Source organism: Rhodanobacter lycopersici (genome assembly GCF_040812335.1).
Lineage (GTDB): Bacteria > Pseudomonadota > Gammaproteobacteria > Xanthomonadales > Rhodanobacteraceae > Rhodanobacter_A > Rhodanobacter_A lycopersici.
Window position 1 is genome coordinate 625,542 of sequence record NZ_JBFOHK010000001.1, and the last position, 18,869, is coordinate 644,410.

The window sequence follows — 18,869 nt, forward strand, 5'->3', positions numbered from 1 at the left end:
CCCGACCGCCGGATTCTCCCAGCATGCTCCCGTCCCGATGGGGCGCAGGGCGTGCCCCGGCTGTGCCGGCCGAAGGAACCCCTGCATGCTTGCCCTCGTTCGTCTCGCACTCGCGCGCCCGCTCACGTTCATCGTGCTGGCGCTGGTGATCCTGATCGTCGGCCCGCTGGCGGCGCTGCGCACGCCGACGGACATCTTCCCGAACATCGGCATCCCGGTGATCGGCGTGGTGTGGTCGTACAACGGCCTGCCGCCCAACCAGATGTCCGGCCGCGTCATCTACTACTACGAGCGCCAGCTCACCACCGCGGTCAACAACATCGAGCACATCGAGTCGCAGTCGCTGCCCGGCGCCGGCATCGTGAAGATCTTCTTCCAGCCGGGTACCGATATCCGCACCGCCACCGCGCAGGTCACCTCGATCTCGCAGACGGTGGTGAAGCAGATGCCGCCCGGCATCACGCCGCCCACCATCATCAACTACAACGCCTCCACCGTGCCGGTGCTGCAGATGGCATTCTCCGGCAAGGGCCTGTCCGAGGCGAAGATCCGCGACATCGCGCAGAACGAGGTGCGCCCGACCCTGGTGTCGGTGAACGGCGTGGCGATCCCCACGCCCTACGGCGGCAAGCAGCGCCAGGTGACGATCGACCTCGACCCGCAGGCGCTGGCCGCCAAGGGCCTGTCGGCGCAGGACGTGGCGAACGCGCTGGCGGCGCAGAACCAGATCATCCCGGTCGGCACCGCCAAGATCGGCACCTACGAATACCACGTGCAGCTCAACAACAGCCCGACCGCCATCGACGCGCTCAACAGCCTGCCGATCCGCACGGTGAACGGCGCCACCATCACCATCGGCGACGTGGCGCACGTGCGCGACGGCTCGCCGCCGCAGAACAACATCGTGCGGGTGGACGGCGGCCGCGCGGTATTGATGCCCATCCTCAAGACCGGCAGCGCCTCGACGCTGGCGGTGGTCGCAGGCGTCAAGAAGCTGATGCCGCTGATCAAGGAGACGATGCCGAAGTCGCTGAAGATCTCCCAGCTCGCCGACCAATCGGTGTTCGTGAAGGACGCGGTCGCCTCGGTGGCGCGCGAGGGCATCATCGCCGCGCTGCTGACCTCGGTGATGATCCTGGTGTTCCTCGGCAGCTGGCGTTCCACCGTCATCATCGCGGTGTCGATCCCGCTGGCGGTGCTGTCGGCGATCGCCCTGCTGTCGGCCACCGGGCAGACGCTCAACGTGATGACGCTGGGCGGCCTCGCGCTGGCGGTGGGCATCCTGGTGGACGACGCCACGGTGACCATCGAGAACATCAACTGGCACCTGGAACAGGGCAAGGACGTGCGCACCGCGATCATGGACGGCGCGAAGCAGATCGTCACGCCCGCCTTCGTCTCGCTGCTGTGCATCTGCATCGTGTTCGTGCCGATGTTCATGCTGGACGGCATCGCCGGCTTCCTGTTCCGACCGATGGCGCTGGCAGTGATCTATGCGATGGCGTCGTCGTTCGTGCTGTCGCGCACGCTGGTGCCGACGCTGGCGATGTACCTGCTCAAGTCGTACCACACCGAACACGGCCTGGGCGACCACCCGGAAGACCCCTACATCAACCACCACGAGGGCGACCAGCATCGCCGCCGCGGCCACGGTGCGCTGGTGCGCGGCCTGGTGGCGTTCCAGCAGAAGTTCGAGCATGGCTTCACCCGCGTGCGCGACCTCTACTACGCGCTGCTGGCGACGGCGCTGAAGCTGCGCTGGGTGTTCGTGGGCGGCTTCCTCGCCTTCGTGCTGGCCTCGTTCGCGCTGGTGCCGTTCCTGGGCCGCGACTTCTTCCCTGCGGTGGATGCCGGCGCCATCGCGCTGCACGTGCGCGCGCCGATGGGCACGCGCATCGAGGAAACCGCCGCGGAGTTCGACCACATCGAGGCGGCGATCCGCAAGCTCATCCCGCCGGACCAGCTCAAGACGGTGATCGACAACATCGGCCTGCCGCTGTCCAACACCAACCTGATCTACAGCAACACCGGCTCGATCGGCCCGCAGGACGGCGACATCCAGATCGTGCTCGGCGGGAACCATGCGCCCACCGAGGGCTACGTGGAGAAGCTGCGCAGGCTGCTGCCGCAGGAATTCCCCGGCACGACGTTCTCCTTCCTGCCGGCGGACATGACCAGCCAGATCCTCAACTTCGGCGCGCCGGCCCCGCTGGACATCACCGTGACCGGCCGCAACAGCACCGCGAACGAGGCCTATGCGACGAAGATCATGCGCAAGCTGCGCGACATCCCCGGCATCGCCGACGTGCGCGTGCAGCAGAGCACCAACTACCCGCAGCTCAACGTGAAGGTGAACCGCATCCGCGCCGACACGCTGGGCATCACCGAGCGCGACGTCACCAACAGCATGGTCGCCTCGCTGGCCGGCTCCAGCCAGGTGGCTCCGGTGTTCTGGCTCGATCCGCACAATGGCGTGTCCTACGCGGTGGTCGCCTCGACGCCGCAATACAAGATGGATTCGATGGCCGACCTGCTGCGCCTGCCGGTGACCGCCTCGGCCGGCAAGGACAGCCAGGTGCTGAGCAACATCGCCACGCTCACCCGCGGCCCCAGCGCGGCGGTGGTGTCGCACTACGACATCCTGCCCACCTTCGACATCTATGCCTCGGTGCAGGGCCGCGACCTCGGCGGCGTCGCCGGCGACGTGCAGAAGGTGCTGGACCAGTTCGCCAGCAGCCGTCCGAAGGGCACGCTGGTCACCTTGCGCGGCCAGGTGCAGACGATGGACACGGCGTTCAGCGGCCTGCTGTTCGGCCTGCTCGGCGCGATCGTGATGATCTACCTGCTGATCGTGGTGAACTTCCAGTCCTGGCTCGATCCGTTCGTCATCATCACCGCCCTGCCCTCCGCCCTGGCCGGCATCGTGTGGATCCTGTTCGTCACCCACACGGCGCTGTCGGTGCCCGCGCTGACCGGCGCCATCCTGTGCATGGGCGTGGCCACCGCCAACTCCATCCTGGTCGTGAGCTTCTGCCGCGAGCGCCTGGCCGAGCACGGCGACGCGATGAAGGCTGCGCTGGAAGCAGGCTTCACCCGCTTCCGCCCGGTTTGCATGACCGCACTGGCGATGATCATCGGCTTCATGCCGATGTCGCTGGGCCACGAACAAAATTCGCCGCTGGGCATCGCCGCGATCGGCGGCCTGATGTTTGCCACCTGTTCCACGCTGGTGTTCGTCCCGGTGATCTTCAGCATCGTCCACGGGCGCGAACAGCACGCGCCTACCGCCGTTCCGCAGCTCGGAGAAGCTCCCCATGTCGCATGAACACGCCCCGCCGGCGAATCCGCGCACGCTACGCCTGCGCCCGGCGGTGACCGGGTTGCTGGTGATCGCCGCCATCACCGCCGCGATCGGCCTGGAGGTGCGCGCGCACGAGTACCACCAGCTGGTGGCGCAGACCGACGTCGAGGCGATTCCCACCGTGGCGCTGGTCGCCCCGCTCGGCGCGGTCGGCAAGCACGCGATGACCCTGCCCGGCCATATCGACGCGTGGATCAGCGCGCCGATCCACGCGCAGGTCTCCGGCTACGTGAAGAGCTGGAACACCGACATCGGCAGCCACGTGCAGGCCGGCGAGACGCTGGCGGTGATCGACACGCCCGAGCTGGACCAGCAGTACGAACAGGCCAAGGCCGTGCTGGCCCGGGCGAAGGCCAACGCGCAGCTGGCCAAGGTGACCAGCCAGCGCTGGCAGCACCTGCTCAGCTCCAACTCGGTGTCCAAGCAGGAGGCCGACGAGAAGGCCAGCGAAGCGGCGGTGGCCGAGGCGAACGTGCTGTCGGCCAAGGCGGACGTGGATCGCCTCGCCGCGCAGGAGGCGTTCCGCAACGTCACCGCGCCGTTCGCCGGCACGGTCACCGCGCGCAACACCGACATCGGCGACCTCGTCACCGCTGACAACTCGTCCGCGCAGCCGCTGTTCACCGTGGCGGACACCGACAAGATGCGCCTGTACGTGGCGGTGCCGCAGCGCTACGCGTCGTCGATCCGTCCGGGCATGACGGTTTCGCTGACCGTGCCGGATCATCCGGGCAAGGTCTACCACGGCACCCTGATCGGCTCGTCCGACGCGGTGAGCCAGGCATCCGGTTCGCTGCTGGCGCAGTTCGAGGTGGCCAACGACAACGGCACACTGCTGCCCGGCGACTACGCCGACGTGCAACTGCCGCTGACGACCAGCAACGCGATCACCAGCGTGCCGGCGACCGTGCTGATCTTCCGCGCGCAGGGGCCGCAGATCGCCGTGCTCGGCCCCGGCAACAAGGTGGTGATGCGCAACGTGCACATCGCGATGGACCTGGGCGGCGTGCTGGAGATCGACCGGGGTCTGCAGCCGAACGACCGCATCATCGACAATCCGCCCGATTCACTGGCCGCCGGTGACACCGTGCGCGTGGCCAACGGCAAGGAGTCGTCGCATGGCGACGAGTGAGAACTCCAGAATCGTTCGTGTCGAGCGTAGCGAAGCAGGGCTTCGCGAAGCCGGAACACCAAGGGCGCAGCCGGCGGCACTTCGACTGCGCGCCTGCGGCGCTACGCTCGGTGCGAACGGAAATGTGCGAACCATCCTGGCACTGGCGCTCGCCAGCCTGCTGGCCGGCTGCTCGCTGGCCCCCGTCTACAAGGCGCCGGCGGTACCGGTGCCCGCCGCATACAAAGAAGGCACCGGCCTGTGGACGCACGCTGCGCCCGCGGACATGAGCCCGCGCGGCAACTGGTGGACGATGTTCAACGATCCGGAGCTGGACAAGCTCGAACAGTTGCTCGACGCGAACAGTCCTTCGCTGGCGATCGCGCTGGCCCGTTACGAGCGCGCCAGCGCATTCGAGAGCGAGGCGCGCGCGGGGCTGTTCCCGCATCTCGGCGTCGGTGGCAGCGCTAGCGACGACCGCCAGTCGAACAACCGCCCGCTGCGTGGCTCCAACCAGCCGAACGAATACGACGACGACAGCGTGCAATTCGGCGCCGGCTACGAATTCGACCTGTGGGGCCGCATCCGCAACGAGGTCGCCGCCGGCCACGCGCAGGCGCAGGCCGCGCAGGCCGACCTGGCTTCGGCCAGGCTCAGCCTGGAAGCCCGACTCGCCGGCGATTATTTCCAGCTGCGCGGCTACGACTTCCAGGCGCAAATCCTGCAGAGCTCGCTGAAGGCCTACCAGCAAGGCCTGACCCTTACCCGGAACCGCATGGAGGGCGGCATCGCCTCCGGCCTGTCGGTGGCGCGTGCGCAGAACCAGTTGTCCGACGCCCATGCCCAGATCGACGAAGTGGCCGCGCAACGCGCGCTGACCGAGCACGCCATCGCGACCCTGATCGGCGTGCCCGCCCCCGACTTCACGCTGCCGGCCTCGTCGCAGAAGACACACGTGCCGACCATCCCGGCCTCGGTGCCATCCACCTTGCTACAGCGCCGGCCCGACATCGCCGCCGCCGAGCGGCGCACCTTCGCCGCCAACGCCGGCATCGGCGTGGCGCGCGCCGCGTTCTTTCCCGACGTCGGCATCTCGGGCATGTACGGCTGGCAGGACACCGGCGAAGGCAACCTATTCTCCTTCGGCAACCGCACGTGGGCGCTGGGTCCGTTCGTCTCGCTGCCGCTGTTCGACGGCGGCCTGCGCCGCGCGCGCGCGCGCCAGGCGCACGCCGAGTTCGACGAAGCCTCCGCGCAATACCGCCTGACCGTGCTCGACGCCTTCGAACAGGTGGAGGACAACCTCGCGCTGTTCACCCGCCTGACCCACGAGGCGCACGACGAAGATGCCGCCGCCAGCTCGGCGCAGGCCGCCCAGCAGATCGCCACCAACCGCTACACCGAGGGCATCATCAACTACCTCGACGTGGTCACCGCGCAGACCGCCTACCTCACCGCCGAACGCGCGGCGCAGCAGGTGCGGACGCGGCGGTTGCAGGCCAGCGTCGCGTTGGTGCGCGCACTGGGTGGTGGCTGGGATGCGGCGATGCTGAAGAAGCCTCCGATACCCGTAGGAGCGGCTTCAGCCGCGACCGGCCGCACGAATCGCGGCTGAAGCCGCTCCTACGCCGCTCCTGCGACAACGCAAAAGCAAACGGCGGGCATCGTGCCCGCCGTTTTCCGTCCCTGGGTCGAACTCCCTTCCAATAAGCGTCAGAACTTGTAGGTCAGCATCACGCGGTTGTAGGTGAACGGCTTGTTGCCCGGGTTCAGGTTGTTGATGCCGCCCGAAGATTTTTCCCAGCGGTCGCGGATCTGGAAGCCCTTCAGGAAGCCGTCGAAGTTGTAGATGATGTCGAAGTAGGTGTCGTGGGAATTGCCGTTCAGGTCCGTGGTGTACTTCGCGTAGGCACCCACCAGCTGCAGCCGGTTGTCGAAGAAGCCGTAGGTCATCTTGGCCTTCCACGCATGGCCGGGACCGGCCTCCACCAGACCGCGGATCATCGAGCTGGTGTACAGCGGATCGGTGGCATAGCTGGCGGTGAACGGCGAGATGATGCTGCCGCCGCCGACCGCGCCGTTCTCCTGGTCCAGCTTGTTGTAGAACAGGTCGAATCGGCCGTTGGGGATCACCACGCCAAGATTGGCGCCCCACGCGCTGCTGTCCACCTTGGTGCCGGCGACACCGTTGATCTTGAGCTGGTTGGCCACCAGCACATTGTCGGAACCGCCGCCGCTTTCGGTCAGCGCCTGGAAACCGATGACCGGGTCGAAACCGGTGCCGGTCTTGAAGACGTAGCTGCCATCGGCGTAGCCCATGCGAGCGAAGTTGAGGAAGTCGTAGTACCAGCCCTGGGCCTTCAGGCCGCCGTTGACATAGGTGGTACCCAGCACCCATGTGCCGTTGGTCTGCTTCGCGGTGGCCGGCAGGCCCTGGTTGCCGCCGTACAGGGTGTCGCCCTGGTAGGTGGTGGGGTAGTAGTTGTTGTCGTCGAAGTAATCGCTGGACGTGCGGCTCTTGTAGCTCAGCTCACGGATGCCGATGATGTCCCAGCCCTTCACCGGCGTGAAATCGACGGTCAGGGCCTCATACGAATTCGGCAGCAGGCGACCGTCGCTGTTGCCCATCCACGGTGTGTTCAGATACTGGTCGCCGGCGCGTGCCATGAACCAGTCGTTCTTGTACTGCAGGTAGGCCTGGCCCAGCGCCGTCAGCGAGTCGCTGGCGCCCATCAGGGTGGTGTCGACCCGCTTCGGGTTCTCCGCCAGCGAACCCAGCGCGTTCGCACTGATCAGGGATGCGCCGGCACTGAAGCCATCCAGTGAAGCGGTCTGTGCATTGAGCAGGATGGAACCGCCGAAGGCGCGCGCGCTCGGCTTCGAGGCCGCGTCGTAATCGTAGGTGCGGTTGAACTGGTACAGGCGCAGCTCGCCGTCCACGTGACCCTGGGTGAACAGGTCGCTGAGGCTGTTGACGTTGTCGTTGTCATCGGCGTGGGCGCCGACACTGAGCATAGCGAGGGCGCCGGCAATGGCTACGGCGACGAGTTTGTTGCGCATGATGGAGGACTCCGCGTCGGGACAAGTAATGGTGTTTCCAGTGTTCCCCTCCCAAGCCGTCACTTGATCTGGAAGGGATGGACTGCACCGCGTCGGCATTAAGTTTCCGTGATGAATATGACACTCGTCTTCATCGAACATGACGGTACGGTTACGGCATCACGCGGCCTGCATATGGCCGAGGGCTGTTGCATCGACACCCTGCGACTCCTTCGGTCCTGCCGCTGGGCGCCGACAACCATCAGGGCGGTCGAGCTCCTCCCGTGACACGGCGTTCCGCGAATGCGATGCGCGAAAATGGGGGCTCGCACGCTGCTGCTATGCTTGCCGGATGCCCGAACACAGCAGCCCTTCCGCCCTCCGCATGGCCGACCGCTTCCGGGGCTTCCTGCCCGTGGTCGTCGATGTCGAAACCGGCGGCTTCGACGCCGAACGCGACGCCCTGCTGGAGATTGCCGCGATCACCATCGGCATGGATGCACGCGGCTTCCTGCACCCGCAGGCCACCGCGCACGCCCACGTGGAACCCTTCCCAGGGGCCAATCTCGACCCGCGCTCGCTGGAGATCACCGGGATCGATCCGGACAACCCGCTGCGTGGCGCGCTGACCGAGCGACAGGCGCTGGACCACGTCTTCCATGTGGTGCGCGAGGCCGTGCGCGAGGCCGGTTGCCAGCGTGCGATCCTGGTCGGCCACAATGCGGCGTTCGACCTCGGCTTCCTCAACCAGGCCGTGCGCCGCTGCGGGCACAAGCGCAATCCGTTCCACCCTTTCAGCTGCTTCGACACCGCCACCCTGGGCGGCCTCGCCTACGGGCAGACCGTGCTCAGCAAGGCGGTACTGGCCTCCGGCCGCACGTTCGACACCCGCGAGGCACACTCGGCGATCTACGACGCCGAATCCACCGCCATGCTGTTCTGCGACATCGTCAACCGCTGGCGCCAGCTGGAAATGTTCGAACGCGAGCGGGTGGGCCTGGACGTCGATTGAGGCCCACGCACGGCGATACTGTCATCCGCCTGCAACATTCATCTCATTTCATTGCAACACGCCACCGCTGCAATGGCGGGCACCGGGCGCCGCCCCGTGCACCCCAAGGAGCCAACGTGTTGACCTCACCCCGATTCCTGTTCCGCCTCGGCGCGTTCACCGCGATCGCCGCCGCCTGTTCGCTGGGCGCCCTGTCCGCCCACGCCACCGACATCACCGGCGCGGGCTCCAGCTTCGTGTACCCGGTCATCTCCAAGTGGTCGGCCAGCTATGCCGAGAAGACCGGCAACCGCGTCAACTACCAGTCGATCGGCTCGGGCGGCGGCATCGCCCAGATCAAGGCCGGCACCGTGGACTTCGGCGCCAGCGACATGCCGCTGGACGAGGCCACCCTGGACAAGTCCGGCCTGGGCCAGTTCCCCGACGTGATCGGCGGCATCGTGCCGGCGTTCAACGTGTCCGGCGTGGCGCCGGGCAAGATGGTGCTGGACGGCCCGACCCTGGCCGCCATCTACCTCGGCAGGATCACCAGCTGGAACGATCCGGCCATCCAGAAGCTCAACCCCGGCCTGAAGCTGCCCGACACCAAGATCACCGTGGTGCATCGTTCCGATGGTTCGGGCACCACCTTCAACTTCTCCGACTACCTGTCCAAGGTCAGCCCGGAGTGGAAGAGCAAGGTGGGCGAAGGCACCGCCGTGAACTGGCCGGCCGGCATCGGCGGCAAGGGCAACGAGGGCGTCTCGGCCTACATCCGCCAGATCCCGAACTCGATCGGCTACGTCGAATACGCCTACGCGCTGCAGAACCACATCGGCTACGCGCTGATGAAGAATGCCGCCGGCAAGGTGGTCGAGCCGAAGACCTCCAGCTTCCAGGCTGCCGCCGCCACCGCCGACTGGGCGCATGCGAAGAACTTCAACCTGCTGATGACCAACGCACCGGGCGCCGACGCCTGGCCGATCACCGCCACCTCCTGGGTGATCATGTACAAGCAGCCGAAGAATGCCGCCAACAGCAAGGTCACCTTCGACTTCTTCAAGTGGGCCTACGAGCACGGCCAGGAACAGGCCCGCTCGCTCGACTACGTGCCGCTGCCCGCCGCCCTGGTGAGCCAGATCGAGAACTACTGGAAGACCGAATACAAACAGTAAGCCGCAAGAAAGCCCCTCTCCCTCCGGACACGGGGAAGGGCCATGGATGGCCCTGCCTTGAGGAGTGAGGAAGAGGGGTCGGGGTGAGGGTTCAGGCGTAGCGAAACGTTTCACATGCCTGAACCCTCATCCGGCCCTTCGGGCCACCTTCTCCCGGAGGGAGAAGGAAAAGCCCTCCACGCGGAAACCGCATGTCATCGACCCCAGCCACCGACCTCGTCTCCAACATCGACCGGCGCAGCCGCATCGATGCCCGCCACGATGCCTGGTTCCGCGGCTTGCTGAGGTTCTGCGCCCTGCTGGTGCTGGCTGCGCTGCTGGGAGCCGCGCTGTCCACGCTCTGGGGCGGCCGCGAAGTGCTGTTCAAGGACGGCTTCCATTTCCTTTCCAGCGACGCCTGGAACCCGGTCACCGACGACTACGGCGCGCTGGCGCCGATCTTCGGCACCCTGGTGACGTCGCTGATCGCCCTGGTGCTGGCGGTACCGGTGAGCTTCGGCATCGCGCTGTTCCTCACCGAGATCGCCCCGACCTGGCTGCGCGGCCCGGTCGCCACCGCCATCGAACTGCTGGCCAGCATCCCGTCGATCATCTACGGCATGTGGGGCCTGTTCGTGTTCGTGCCGTTCATGGCGAGCATCGAGCCGACGCTCAGCGACACGCTGGGCAAGCTGCCGCTGGTCGGCAAGCTGTTCCAGGGCCCGCCGATCGGGCTGGGCCTGCTCACCGCGGGCATCGTGCTGGCGGTGATGATCCTGCCCTTCATCTGCTCGGTGATGCGCGAGGTGTTCCAGACCGTGCCCACCCGGCTCAAGGAATCCTCCTACGCGCTGGGCTCCACCACCTGGGAGGTGGTATGGGACATCGTGCTGCCCTACACGCGCTCGGCGGTGATAGGCGGCATCTTCCTCGGCCTCGGCCGCGCGCTGGGCGAGACGATGGCGGTGACCTTCGTGCTGGGCAATGCCTACGACCTGTCCAGCTCGCTGCTGATGCCGGGCACCTCGATCTCCTCCTCCATCGCCAATGAATTCAACGAGGCGGTGGGCACGCACCGCTCGGCGCTGATCGCGCTGGGCTTCCTGCTGTTCGTGGTGACCTTCTTCGTGCTGCTGATCGCGCGCCTGATGCTGCGCCGCCTGTCGCGCAGGGAGGGCAACTGATGGCAGCCTCGGTCTACCTGCGCCGTCGCGCCGTCAACGTGGTGGCGCTGACCTTGAGCGCCTGCGCCACCCTGCTGGGCCTGGTGTTCCTGGCCTGGATCCTGTGGGTGACGCTGAAGAACGGCCTCGGCGCGATCACCCCGCGCCTGTTCACGAAGATCACCGCCTATGCCGACCAGGGCGGCCTGTCCAACGCCATCGTGGGCAGCCTGATCATGGACCTCATGGCCCTGCTGATCTGCGCGCCGATCGGCGTGCTCGCCGGCACCTTCCTCGCCGAATACGCGAACCGCACCAGGCTCGGCGCCACGATCCGCTTCCTCAACGACATCCTGTTGTCCGCTCCCTCGATCGTGCTCGGCCTGTTCGTGTACGTGATCGTGGTGCTGCCGATGTCGAACCTCACCCATGGCGCGGTGTCGTTCTCCGGTTTCGCGGGTGCGGTGGCGCTGGCGCTGATCGGCCTGCCGGTGATCGTGCGCACCACCGACGAGATGCTGCAGCTGGTACCCGGCACGCTGCGCGAGGCCACGCTGTCGCTGGGCATCCCGCAGTGGAAGATGACCGTGCAGGTGCTGATGCGCGCGGCCACGTCCGGTATCGTCACCGGCGTGCTGCTGGCGCTGGCACGTCTGGCCGGCGAGACTGCGCCGCTGCTGTTCACCGCCTTCGGCAACAACTTCATGACCGCGCACCCGCTGGACAAGATGGAAAGCCTGCCGGTGGCGATCTACCAGTACACCAACGATCCCAACCCAGACCTGCACGCCATCGCGTGGGCCGGCGCGCTGTTGATCACACTGTTCGTGCTCGCGCTCAGCCTGCTGACCCGAATGCTGTTCTCCCGCCACAAGGTGCGTTATGAATGACCTCGCCGCCAACGCCGCGGACTTCACGGCTGCCGCGGAAACCACCACCACTGCGCCCACCAAGATCACCGTGCGCGACCTGCATTTCCACTACAACGGCTCCCATGCGCTGAAAGGCATCAGCATGGACATCCCGGAGAAGCAGGTCACCGCGATCATCGGCCCCTCCGGCTGCGGCAAATCCACCCTGCTGCGCATCTTCAACCGCATCTACGCGATCTACCCGAAGCTGGTGGCCAGCGGTGAGGTGCTGCTGGACGGCGAGAACATTCTCGACCCGAAGTACTCGCTGAACCGCCTGCGCAGCAAGGTCGGCATGGTGTTCCAGAAGCCGGTGCCGTTCCCGATGACGATCTTCGAGAATGTGGCCTACGGCATCCGCCACCACGAGAAGCTGTCCAAGACCGACATGACCGAGCGCGTGGAGCAGGCGCTGCGCCGCGCCGCGCTGTGGGACGAGGTGAAGGACAAGCTCAAGCACAGCGCGCTCGGCCTCTCCGGCGGCCAGCAGCAGCGCCTGTGCATCGCCCGCGGCATCGCGCTCAAGCCCGAGGTGCTGCTGCTGGACGAGCCCACCTCGGCGCTCGACCCCATCGCCACCGGCCGCATCGAGCAGCTGGTGGAAGAGCTCAAGCACGACTACACCATCGTGATCGTCACCCACAACATGCAGCAGGCCGCGCGCGTCTCCGACCGCACCGCCTTCATGTACCTGGGCGAGTTGATCGAGTTCGACGTCACCGAGAAGATCTTCACCAAGCCCTCGAAGAAGCAGACCGAGGATTACATCACCGGGCGGTTCGGCTGATACGACAACTCCCTCTCCCCTCCGGGGAGAGGGCTGGGGTGAGGGGTCGGACGAGCCCTCGGCACATCGCTCCGCCCGAACTCTCTCCCCCAACCCCTCTCCCAAAGGGAGAGGGGAGACAATAACGAGGCAACCATGGGCACCACCAAAGAACACATCATCAAGAGCTACGACGACGAGCTGGCGCGCCTCACCGGCGAGCTGGTACGCATGGGCGAGCTGGCGGTGAGCCAGCTGGAAGCAGCGATCGACGTGGTGGAGCGCCGTGACGAGCGCGCCGCCCAGCACGTGGTGGGCAACGACGACGCCATCGACCTGCTCGAACAGGAAATCAGCCACGACGTGGTGCGCCTGCTCGCGCTGCGCGCGCCGATGGCCGGCGACCTGCGCAACGTGTTCGCCGCGCTGCGCATCGCCGCCGACATCGAGCGCATCGGCGACTACGCGGCGAACGTGGCCAAGCGCTCGATCCCGCTGTCGATGGCCGCGCCGATCAATCCCACCAGCGGCCTGGCCCACCTCGCCGAACTGGCCGCCTCCGAGGTGCGCGAAGTACTGCGCGCCTACCGCGACCGCGACGCCGAACGCGCCTACCAGGTATGGAAGGACGACGTGGAGCTGGACGACGCCTACACCGGCTACTTCCGCCAGCTGCTCACCTACATGATGGAAGACCCGCGCAACATCACGCCGTGCACGCACCTGCTGTTCATGGCGAAGAACATCGAGCGCATCGGCGACCATGCCACCAACATCGCCGAGAACGTGTGGTACCAGGTCACCGGCGAACCGCTCACCGCCCAGCGCAACAAGCGCGACCTCACCGCCAATCCCGAAATGCCGAAGCTGGGCGATCGCGGGGACTGAGGCCCGACAACGCTTCACGCGGCCAGTACTGTAGGAGCGCACCCTGTGCGCGAATGCTTTGATGCCCAATCGGAGCAAAAGCATTCGCGCACAGGGTGCGCTCCTACGGCATTCCGTCCGACCACCTGGGCATCAATCGACGTTCCGACCCGCGCGCTTCAACTGCACCCCGCGCGCGATGCCGTAGATGCCGATGGCGATCCATGCCACTTCGAGCAGGAACGCAGACCAGTTGAAGCTGCCGAACGTCAGCGACAGCAGCACGCCGAATGCGCCCAGGATGTTCATCAACTGGTAGGCCAGCTTGTTGCCGTGCAGCTTGCGGGCCTGCAGCAGGAAGTACGCCAGCAGCACCAGCAGCACGCCGACGTAGCCGGCCCAGTCGTACCAGTGGAAGTTCATCGCAGTCCGCTCCGTTGACGCAACGCCTCGAACAGTACGACACCGGTCGCCACGGAAACGTTGAGGCTTTCCATCGCGCCCGGCATCGGAATCTTCGCCGTGAAATCGCAGGTCTCGCGGGTGAGCCGGCGCAGACCCTCGCCCTCGCTGCCCATCACCAGCGCCACCGGCCCTTTCAGGTCGATGCCGTAGATCGACTGTTCGGTGTCGCCGGCCAGGCCGGTGATCCACACGCCGGCGTCCTTCAGCACGCGCAGCGTGCGCGCGAGGTTGGTCACCGCGATCAGCGGCACGCGATCAGCGCCGCCGGCCGAAGCGCGGCGCACCACCGGGGTGAGGCCGACGGCGCGATCCTTCGGCACGATCACCGCGGTGGCGTTCGCCGCCGCCGCACTGCGCAGGCAGGCGCCGAGGTTGTGCGGGTCGGTGACGCCGTCCAGCACCAGTACCAGTGCCGCGCCACCGGCCCGCTCCAGCAGTTCCGGCAGATCGCCTTCCGTCGCCATTGCGGGGGCTTCGTACAGTGCGGCCACGCCCTGGTGGCGCGCTTCGCCGGCAAGTTTGTCGAGCTGCTCGCGCGGGCGATGGTGCACCGGGATCTTCAACGCCTTGGCGCGCTCGGCCAACTCGTGCACGCGCGGGTTGCGCTGGCCGTTTTCGACCAGCAGTTCGCACACGCGCGCGGCATCGTTGTTCAGTGCGCCATCGACCGGGTTGATGCCGACGATCCAATGTTCGTTCATTTCCTGCCTTTCGGTTTCGGTGGGCGCGCGGCCGGCTTCTGCGTGGCGCGCGGCGCTTTCTGCGTGCTCTTGTGCGGCTTGCCGCCGGCCTTCGCCGCGGCGGCCTGCCCCGCCGGCTGGCGCGAACGCGTGGCGGCGGGCGGCGGATTATCGCGCGGCGGCGGCACGGTGGGGGACACCGGCTGCTCGCGCCGGCCGAACATGCGGCCGATCGCCTGCGCCGCCTTGCCCACCATGCCCGGCGCCTTGCTGCCGGGCAGCGAATAGCGCTCGCCCGCCGCGGCGTAGTCATAGGCCGTGCCGGTGCGCGGCGGGGTGGCAGCAGAAGCGCGCGGCGCCACCAGCCGGAAGTCGATCTTGCGATCCTCCAGGCTGGCGCGCAGCACCTGCACGCGCACGTGGTCGCCGAGCCGGAACTGCACGCCGCTGCGCTCGCCCTTGAGCAAATGGCGCTGCGGGTCGAAGTGGTAGTAGTCGTTGCTGAGCTGGCTGATGTGCACTAGGCCGGACACCTTGGATTCGTCCAGCTCCACGAACAGGCCGAACGAGGTGACGCCGGTGACCACGCCGGCGAATTCCTCGCCCACGTGCTTGGCCATCCACGCGCACTTGTAGCGCTCGTCCACGTCGCGCTCGGCCTCCTCGGCGCGGCGCTCGCGCTGCGAGCAGTGCACCGCCATCGTGGCCATCTGCGCCGGCGTGTATTCGTAGCCGGACGGCTTGGCGCCGGTGAGCGCGTAGCGGATCGCACGATGCACCAGCAGGTCCGGGTAACGGCGGATCGGCGAGGTGAAGTGCGCGTAGGCCGACAGCGCCAGGCCGAAGTGGCCGCGGTTGTCCGGCTGGTAGGCCGCCATGCTCTGCGCGCGCAGCAGCACGCTCTGGATCAGTTCGCGCTCGGGCCGCTCCTGCACCAGCCGCAGCACGTCGGCGAAGTCGGCGGGCGTCACCTCCTCCACCGGCGGCATGCGCAGCTTGAACTCGCGCAGGAACTGCTGCAGATCCTCGTACTTCTCCGCCGGCGGCGGCTCGTGCGCGCGGAACAGCGCGGGGATCTTCTTCTTTTCGAGGAACAGCGCCGCCTGCACGTTGGCGGCGATCATGCATTCCTCGATCAGCTTGTGCGCGTCGTTGCGCTGGGTGGCGCCGGCCGACTCCACCTCGCCGCGCTGGTCGAGGCGGAACTTCACCTCGGGCGTCTCGAAGTCGATCGCGCCGCGTCGCTTGCGCTGCGCGGCCATCGCCTTGTACAGCGCATGCAGGTTTTCCAGCTGCGGCAGCACGTCGGACACCGCATCGCGGGCGCCGGCCTCGCGCAGGCCCACCGCCTGCCACACCTGGTCGTAAGTGAGCCGCGCGTGCGAGCGCATCACCGCCGGGTAGAACTTCGACTTCACCACCTCGCCTGCGGCGTCGACCACCATGTCGCAGACCATGCACAGCCGCTCGACTTTGGGATTGAGCGAGCAGATGCCATTGGACAGCGTCTCCGGCAGCATCGGCACCACGAAGCCTGGGAAATAGGTGGACGTGCTGCGCTCGTAGGCTTCCTTGTCGAGCGCGCTGCCCACCGGCACGTAGTGCGATACGTCGGCGATCGCCACCACCAGCCGCCAGCCGCCGCCACGCTTGGGCTCGGCGTACACGGCATCGTCGAAATCGCGTGCGTCGGCGCCGTCGATGGTCACCAGCGGCAGCTTGCGCAGGTCGACCCGGCCTTCGCGCTCGACGGCGGTGACTTCGGGTTCCACCTCGGCCGCATCGCGCAGCACTTCGGGCGGCCATTCGCGCGGCAGGTCGTGGCTGGCGATCGCCATCTCGATCAGCAGCGAGGGCTGCAGGCGCTCGCCCAGCACGGCGCGGATCGCGCCCAGTGGGCCGCGGTGCGGCGTGGGCGGATCGGTGATCTCGACCACCACGATCTGCCCGGCGCGCGCGCCCTGGGTTTCGTCGGGCGGAATCATCACGTCCTGGTGCAGGCGGCGATCATCCGGCGCCACCAGGGTCACGCCGTTCTCCACCACCACGCGGCCCACCAGTCGCGGTGAACGGCGCTGCAGCACCTCGGCGATCGCGCCCTGGCGGCGGCCGCGCCGGTCCACGCCCACCACGCTGGCCAACACGCGGTCGCCGTGCAGCACGCTGCGCATCTGCTGCGGCGAGAGATACAGATCCTCGCCACCCTCGTCGGGGCGCAGGAAACCGTAGCCTTCGGCGTTGGCCAGCACCACGCCGGGAATCAGGTCGAGCTTCTGCACCGGCGCATAGCCGCCGCGCCGCCCCAGCAGCAGCTGGCCGTCGCGCACCATCGCGCCGAGGCGCTTGTGCAATGCGTACAGGTCGTTGGCGTCGTGCAGCTCCAGTGCCTCGGCGATGCGCGCCTCGGTGAGCAGCTCGCCGCGTTCCTCCAGCAGGGCGAGGATGGCCTCGCGGCTTGGGATGGGCCGCTCGTAGCGCTGCGCCTCGCGCTCGGCGTGCGGGTCGTGCCCGGCGTCGGCCCGCTTGCGCTTGCCGGCGGCCGGGCCGCCGTTCGCGCTCTTGCGGGGAGCTGGGGTTTTCCCGGCCGGCGCGCGACTGCCCGCGTGCTTGCCTTCCTTGTTTTTTCTGGTCACGAAATCGCCTTGTGTGGGTTGCCGCACCGCGAACGGTGCAGCGTCTGGATGGGTGCGTCAACAAACTGTTGACAAGACCAGGACAGGTGCCTACTCTACGCGGCTCGCGCAGCCCGAAAGGCTTCAGCGATCCACCTGCCCAGGTGGCGGAATTGGTAGACGCACTAGTTTCAGGTACTAGCGGGTAAAACCGTGGAGGTTCGAGTCCTCTCCTGGGCACCAATTGTAGACGAAGCCCGCAGCGATGCGGGCTTCGTCGTTTCTGCGATCCACACGTGCCGCAGCGGATGAGCCGCCGATGACGTCTTCGCCCCATGCCCTCGCCGACCGACGCCATTGGGTGTTCGATCTCGACGGCACGCTGACCGTCGCCGTGCACGACTTCGCCGCGATCCGCCGGGCGCTGGGCATCCGCGACGACGAGGACATCCTCGTCCACATCGCCGCCCTGCCCGTGCATGAGGCCGACGCCAAGCGTGCCTGGCTGCTCGAGCACGAACGCGGACTCGCGCAGGCTTCCCGCCCCGCCGCCGGCGCGGTGGCCTTGGTGCGCACGCTCGCGGCACGCGGCTGCCGGCTCGGCATCCTCACCCGCAACCTGCGCGAACTGGCCCTGCTTTCGCTCGAAGCGATCGGCCTGGCCGACTGCTTCGACCCGGGCGACGTGCTGGGCCGCGAAGACGCGCTGCCGAAGCCCGATCCCGCCGGCCTGTGCCTGCTGGCCGGGCGCTGGGCAGTCGAACCCGCCCGACTGACCATGGTCGGCGACTATGCCTACGACCTGGCCTGCGCCCGCGCCGCCGGCGCGCAGGCCGTGCTGGTGAACCTGCCCGGGAACCGCTGGCCCGATCTCGCCGACTGGCACTTCGCCGACTGCCGCAGCCTGGCCGCCGCGCTGGGCGCCATGGCCGGCTGAGGGTGCCTGATCAACCCCGGCTACCCAGCGCGGGCCCTTTGAGTTCGACCATGTTGCCCTGCGGGTCGTAGCAGTAGATCGACGGGCCTTCGCCGCGCGCGCCGTAACGCAAGCCCAGCTCGCCGACCCGCACGCCGTGCGCCTCGAGATGGGCGAGGATCGCCGGCTCGTCGTAATCCTCCACGCGCAGGCACAGATGGTCCATGTTGTGGCCCTCCGCATCTGGTGCGGCACCGCCCAGGCGGCCGAGCTTGCCATCCATGCTCACCAGATCGATCAGCGAGACGCCGGCGCGCAGCTGCACCAGGCCGATCGCGTCCTGCCGCCGCTCCTCGCGGCAGCCCAGCACGTCACAGTAGAAATGCCGCATCGCCTCGGGGTCGATGGCGCGCAGCACGACGTGGTCGATTTCGCCGATGCGGATCATCGCGATCCTTCCGTTGCGGGAACCAGGAACATGCAGCATACCTGCCACCCTCCATTCGCCGCACATCCCCCCGGCGAAGTCCGCCCCGCCTCCGGATGGCCCGCCAGCCCTGCCTGAACCGCGCCATGCGGCCATGCCAGTGGCCCACGGCGGCAAAGCGCACAGGTGGCCGCACCTGTATAATCGTCGGCTGCAAACGCATGGTGGGAGAAGCGTCCGCTCCATCAGGAGCGTACCGCTGCCGAAGGCGCAACGCCCGTAATCGCTCAGGCCCCATACCATCCTGCGCATAGCACTCTGGAGAGACCGGTCGAATCCGGCGCCGAAGGGGCACGAGGCTCACGCCTCCAAACTCTCAGGCAAAAGGACAGAGGGGCGCCCCGCG

15 protein-coding genes, 1 tRNA gene and 1 riboswitch are annotated in these 18,869 nt (G+C 67.5%); of the genes, 11 read left to right on the top strand and 5 right to left on the bottom strand.

Annotated elements, in window-relative coordinates:
- Window positions 1–85 precede the first annotated feature (85 nt).
- The 3 genes from ABQJ54_RS02945 (at window position 86) to ABQJ54_RS02955 (ending at window position 6,087) form a co-directional block, all read left to right on the top strand.
- Window positions 86–3,325, top strand: a complete 3,240-nt coding sequence (locus tag ABQJ54_RS02945; RefSeq protein WP_367852771.1) for an efflux RND transporter permease subunit — start codon at window positions 86–88, stop codon at window positions 3,323–3,325.
- Window positions 3,315–4,493 (top strand): efflux RND transporter periplasmic adaptor subunit, encoded by a 1,179-nt coding sequence (locus ABQJ54_RS02950; protein WP_367852772.1) that lies wholly within the window; start codon window positions 3,315–3,317, stop codon window positions 4,491–4,493. Before ABQJ54_RS02945 ends, ABQJ54_RS02950 begins: the two co-directional genes overlap by 11 nt.
- 124 nt (window positions 4,494–4,617) lie before the next feature.
- Window positions 4,618–6,087, top strand: coding sequence for an efflux transporter outer membrane subunit (locus ABQJ54_RS02955; protein ID WP_367852773.1), 1,470 nt, complete (start codon window positions 4,618–4,620; stop codon window positions 6,085–6,087).
- Window positions 6,088–6,185: 98 nt separating this feature from the next.
- Here the strand turns inward: ABQJ54_RS02955 and ABQJ54_RS02960 are convergent, their stop codons facing one another.
- On the bottom strand, window positions 6,186–7,532 hold the full coding sequence (locus tag ABQJ54_RS02960; RefSeq protein ID WP_367852774.1) for a hypothetical protein: 1,347 nt from the start codon (window positions 7,530–7,532) through the stop codon (window positions 6,186–6,188).
- Window positions 7,533–7,863: 331 nt separating this feature from the next.
- On the opposite strand from ABQJ54_RS02960, the gene rnt reads away from it, so the two are divergent.
- The 6 genes from rnt to phoU all read left to right on the top strand — a co-directional run bounded on the left by rnt (window position 7,864) and on the right by phoU (window position 13,384).
- Window positions 7,864–8,523, top strand: coding sequence for a ribonuclease T (gene rnt, locus ABQJ54_RS02965; protein ID WP_367852775.1), 660 nt, complete (start codon window positions 7,864–7,866; stop codon window positions 8,521–8,523).
- Between the two features lie 137 nt (window positions 8,524–8,660).
- Window positions 8,661–9,677, top strand: coding sequence for a phosphate ABC transporter substrate-binding protein PstS (pstS, locus tag ABQJ54_RS02970; protein WP_367853558.1), 1,017 nt, complete (start codon window positions 8,661–8,663; stop codon window positions 9,675–9,677).
- A gap of 191 nt (window positions 9,678–9,868) precedes the next feature.
- Window positions 9,869–10,840, top strand: coding sequence for a phosphate ABC transporter permease subunit PstC (gene pstC / locus ABQJ54_RS02975; RefSeq protein ID WP_367852776.1), 972 nt, complete (start codon window positions 9,869–9,871; stop codon window positions 10,838–10,840).
- On the top strand, window positions 10,840–11,709 hold the full coding sequence (gene pstA / locus ABQJ54_RS02980) for a phosphate ABC transporter permease PstA (protein WP_367852777.1): 870 nt from the start codon (window positions 10,840–10,842) through the stop codon (window positions 11,707–11,709). The genes pstC and pstA overlap by 1 nt, the downstream gene beginning before the upstream one ends.
- A complete protein-coding gene (gene pstB, locus ABQJ54_RS02985) occupies window positions 11,702–12,517 on the top strand; it encodes a phosphate ABC transporter ATP-binding protein PstB (protein WP_367852778.1) in 816 nt (271 codons plus the stop codon). Before pstA ends, pstB begins: the two co-directional genes overlap by 8 nt.
- Before the next feature lie 135 nt (window positions 12,518–12,652).
- Window positions 12,653–13,384, top strand: coding sequence for a phosphate signaling complex protein PhoU (phoU, locus tag ABQJ54_RS02990; RefSeq protein ID WP_367852779.1), 732 nt, complete (start codon window positions 12,653–12,655; stop codon window positions 13,382–13,384).
- A gap of 132 nt (window positions 13,385–13,516) precedes the next feature.
- Here phoU and ABQJ54_RS02995 read toward each other — a convergent pair whose 3' ends face one another.
- From ABQJ54_RS02995 to rnr, 3 genes are read right to left on the bottom strand one after another with little or no spacing between them, the layout of a single operon-like run.
- On the bottom strand, window positions 13,517–13,786 hold the full coding sequence (locus tag ABQJ54_RS02995; RefSeq protein ID WP_367852780.1) for a CBU_0592 family membrane protein: 270 nt from the start codon (window positions 13,784–13,786) through the stop codon (window positions 13,517–13,519).
- Window positions 13,783–14,529 carry a 23S rRNA (guanosine(2251)-2'-O)-methyltransferase RlmB gene (rlmB, locus tag ABQJ54_RS03000; RefSeq protein ID WP_367852781.1) on the bottom strand — a complete coding sequence of 249 codons (747 nt, stop codon included), beginning with the start codon at window positions 14,527–14,529 and terminating at the stop codon, window positions 13,783–13,785. The genes ABQJ54_RS02995 and rlmB overlap by 4 nt, the downstream gene beginning before the upstream one ends.
- Window positions 14,526–17,141 (bottom strand): ribonuclease R, encoded by a 2,616-nt coding sequence (rnr, locus tag ABQJ54_RS03005; RefSeq protein ID WP_437343309.1) that lies wholly within the window; start codon window positions 17,139–17,141, stop codon window positions 14,526–14,528. The genes rlmB and rnr overlap by 4 nt, the downstream gene beginning before the upstream one ends.
- Before the next feature lie 137 nt (window positions 17,142–17,278).
- On the opposite strand from rnr, the gene ABQJ54_RS03010 reads away from it, so the two are divergent.
- Window positions 17,279–17,363 (top strand) — tRNA-Leu (locus ABQJ54_RS03010).
- Window positions 17,364–17,439: 76 nt separating this feature from the next.
- Complete coding sequence (locus ABQJ54_RS03015; RefSeq protein ID WP_367852782.1) at window positions 17,440–18,057, top strand: HAD family hydrolase; 618 nt, start codon at window positions 17,440–17,442, stop codon at window positions 18,055–18,057.
- Window positions 18,058–18,067: 10 nt separating this feature from the next.
- Here ABQJ54_RS03015 and ABQJ54_RS03020 read toward each other — a convergent pair whose 3' ends face one another.
- A complete protein-coding gene (locus tag ABQJ54_RS03020) occupies window positions 18,068–18,484 on the bottom strand; it encodes a VOC family protein (RefSeq protein ID WP_367852783.1) in 417 nt (138 codons plus the stop codon).
- 287 nt (window positions 18,485–18,771) lie between these two features.
- A riboswitch (glycine riboswitch) is annotated at window positions 18,772–18,865 on the top strand.
- The last annotated feature ends 4 nt before the right edge of the window (window positions 18,866–18,869 follow it).

What these genes read in the sequence shown, in the direction of transcription:
- ABQJ54_RS02945 (WP_367852771.1), top strand. Translation starts at nt 86, where the DNA reads ATGCTTGCCCTCGTTCGTCTCGCACTCGCGCGCCCGCTCACGTTCATC.
- ABQJ54_RS02950 (WP_367852772.1), top strand. Translation starts at nt 3,315, where the DNA reads ATGTCGCATGAACACGCCCCGCCGGCGAATCCGCGCACGCTACGCCTG.
- ABQJ54_RS02960 (WP_367852774.1), bottom strand. Translation starts at nt 7,532, where the DNA reads ATGCGCAACAAACTCGTCGCCGTAGCCATTGCCGGCGCCCTCGCTATG.
- rnt (WP_367852775.1), top strand. Translation starts at nt 7,864, where the DNA reads ATGCCCGAACACAGCAGCCCTTCCGCCCTCCGCATGGCCGACCGCTTC.
- pstC (WP_367852776.1), top strand. Translation starts at nt 9,869, where the DNA reads ATGTCATCGACCCCAGCCACCGACCTCGTCTCCAACATCGACCGGCGC.
- pstA (WP_367852777.1), top strand. Translation starts at nt 10,840, where the DNA reads ATGGCAGCCTCGGTCTACCTGCGCCGTCGCGCCGTCAACGTGGTGGCG.
- pstB (WP_367852778.1), top strand. Translation starts at nt 11,702, where the DNA reads ATGAATGACCTCGCCGCCAACGCCGCGGACTTCACGGCTGCCGCGGAA.
- phoU (WP_367852779.1), top strand. Translation starts at nt 12,653, where the DNA reads ATGGGCACCACCAAAGAACACATCATCAAGAGCTACGACGACGAGCTG.
- ABQJ54_RS02995 (WP_367852780.1), bottom strand. Translation starts at nt 13,786, where the DNA reads ATGAACTTCCACTGGTACGACTGGGCCGGCTACGTCGGCGTGCTGCTG.
- rlmB (WP_367852781.1), bottom strand. Translation starts at nt 14,529, where the DNA reads ATGAACGAACATTGGATCGTCGGCATCAACCCGGTCGATGGCGCACTG.
- ABQJ54_RS03015 (WP_367852782.1), top strand. Translation starts at nt 17,440, where the DNA reads ATGACGTCTTCGCCCCATGCCCTCGCCGACCGACGCCATTGGGTGTTC.
- ABQJ54_RS03020 (WP_367852783.1), bottom strand. Translation starts at nt 18,484, where the DNA reads ATGATCCGCATCGGCGAAATCGACCACGTCGTGCTGCGCGCCATCGAC.